Below are 2,956 nucleotides of genomic sequence, written 5' to 3'. Positions count from 1 at the left end.
TGCTCACCCGCAAATCGAAGCATGTTGTGTCAACGTTGTTTCTACGAAAGAGACACCGAAAATAGTCGCTTACTATACCCATAAAAAAGCTCACCACAGCCTTAATGACGCCGAACTGATCTCTATGTGGCAAAACATTTATGATCACAGCTACGGTGGGGTACCACAGACTAAACAATTTGATTTGGTGGGATGGAATAGTTCTTATACTCAAGAATCTATCCCACATGAACAGATGAAGGAGTGGGTGAATGAAACTGTTCAAAGAATTAAAGAACAAAAACCCGCCTCTATTCTTGAGATTGGTTGCGGAACAGGGTTATTGCTCTACGGGCTAGTCAATCAGGCCACGCATTATACTGCAACCGACCTTTCATCGACGGTCATTGAGCGTCTCTCCAAAGAGCTAGATTCTAGTGATCTGAGTAATAAGGTTGAGTGTATAGTTTGCCAAGCTCATGAAGTCACAGATCATTGTCAGAGAAATGATATTGACACGGTGATAATAAACTCTGTAGCACAGTACTTTCCAAATATTGATTACTTATCGGATGTCTTGCAATCCGCTATCTCAACAATTCGCGGTACCGGCACTGTGATGATTGGAGATATTCGAGATTATCGACTGGCAGAAACGTTCTACAAATCCGTCATTCGCTACCAACATCCTTCATGGTCCAGTGCAAAAATCCAAGCGGAATGTAAGCATTGCTTTGATACTGAAACAGAACTACTGATTTCTCCCGAGTATTTTTTCCATCTATACCAACAGAATTCACATATCCGCAATATAGAAATTCTGCCAAAGCGGGGGAATGCTGACCATGAAATGAACCGATTCCGCTACGACGTTATACTGCACATCGATACCCGTTGTGTGGTGAATTCAGAGTTGAGCGCCAATACGGCTTCATTTGATATGATTGCTTATACACCAGATCTATCTCTCGATACATTATTGACATCTTCAAACAGGGATATAGCGGTTCTAGGCTACCCAAATGCTAGAGTCTGGGAAGATTGGTGCTACGCTCAACAAAAAACGGATCTTAAGACAAAGTCCATACGTTCGTTGGAAGAGTTATTTGAGCTCGCTGCACAAAAAAGTTACCACCTCAAAGTCTTGCTGGAAACCGAAAACAATCAGCCAGCGACCTACCAGCTCTACTTTAGCCAAAGCAAAATAGATGTCTGGAGCACCATCGTTCCTATCAGTACATTCAATTTGGCTGATGTTGCGAATACGCCTCAGGCTCACAGGCACAAAATATCTGACCATGAGCTGGAGAGTTTCTTGAGTAACTCTCTTCCCGATTACATGGTGCCCTCAGCCTTTATGTGTTTACCTAACTTCCCCACGACAATTAACGGAAAGTTAGACCGACGAGCCTTACCATTACCTTCTTTTTCATCTTCAGATGATTATGTCGCTCCAAGAAATGATCTAGAGTCAAAATTGTGTACATTGTGGGCAGAAGAGCTGCGTATCGAACGAGTTGGAATTAATGACAATTTCTTCCGTCTTGGGGGTAACTCTATTTCTGCTATTCGACTTATTGCACGTGTAAAACAACAGTTGGGTATCGAACTATCACTAGCTCTTCTATTTGAAAGTAAGAATATTTTAGCGCTCACTTCACGTTTATCTAATACAACGGTCACTATCATTCCAAATTGCACACAAGGCTCAGTACCGTTGTCCTCAGCTCAAAGCAGATTGCTTTTTATGGAGCAGATTCATCCAAACTCAAAAGCGTCACACGTGCCCTTTTTGGTTAAGCTCTCCCATGACGCAAATAAGACATATCTAATTCAAGCACTTGAACGTATCTATGAGCGCCATGAAATTTTGAGCACAGTTTACCGCCAATCGAACGAAGGTGAATATCTTCAATACCCAAGGGTAGCAAGCTTTGACCATAAATTGGATACATGCGAGACACCGCACTTGTTAGCGGAGCAGATAGAGAGAGATATGTACCATCCCTTTGATCTTGCTCATGACTCCACAATGAGAGTGCGTTTATACGAATCTAACCAAGAACACTATCTACTTGTAGTGTTTCATCATATTGCTTTCGATGGTTGGTCTACGGATCTGTTACTGAGTGAATTAACCGCCCTTTACAATGACCAAGTATTCAATACTTCTACTGCCTTACCTGATCTGCAAATCCAATACGCCGATTACTCACAATGGCAGCATGATAATCTCGATTCATCAGCCTCTTATGAGTCGCTAGATTACTGGATCTCACACTTGTCAGGTTCATCCAAATTGGGGCTACCTCTGGACTCAGCCAGATCGCTCAGCCTTGCACCATTGAGCAATGGAGAATTCAGCTTCCGACTGAATCAAGCACAAAGTGAGCAATTGAAGGAGCTGGCCAAGACGCAAGAAACCACTTTGTATACCGTTATGTTAAGTGCATTTTACATCTCTTTAGGCATAACCTCAGGACAGAATGACATTGTGGTTGGCACGCTATCAGACAATCGACATAACGTACAAACCCAGTCGTTGATCGGTTTCTTTGTCAATACTTTGGCAATCAGAACAGTTATCGACCCAAACCAACGTATTAATGAGTTTATTGGCGCAGTGCACGACAATGTGATTGCCGGCAAATCTAACCAAGAACAGCCTTTTGATCAGATAGTAAATGCCCTCGGTATTGAGCGAGAGCCCAATGTACACCCTGTTTGTCAGGTTCTATTCACTGTCCAGCACTTTGAAAACCCATTAGAACAGTCAGGGCTACCATTTGAAAAAGTCCAACTGGAGGATAGTGAAGAAATTCATCACCTTGCTCAGTTTGACATGAATCAGTTTGTGAATGATGGGCAGTTCGATCTCAGCATGTCCATTGATGACAGCAAGCCAGAGCTTAATGCAAGGATTAGTTTTCCATCACATCTGTTTAAGGAAGCGACCATTGAGCGTTTTGCATCGATG

Annotated in this window: 1 protein-coding gene; it reads left to right on the top strand. The window is 42.6% G+C overall.

Annotated features, from left to right (window positions below; all coding sequences use genetic code 11):
- A partial coding sequence (locus OH455_RS23085) for a class I SAM-dependent methyltransferase (protein WP_269982920.1) occupies positions 1–2,956 on the top strand: 2,956 nt, incomplete at both ends.

This window comes from Vibrio sp. T11.5 (genome assembly GCF_027587155.1).
Lineage (GTDB): Bacteria > Pseudomonadota > Gammaproteobacteria > Enterobacterales > Vibrionaceae > Vibrio > Vibrio neptunius.
This window is presented reverse-complemented; position numbering and strand designations above follow the sequence as displayed.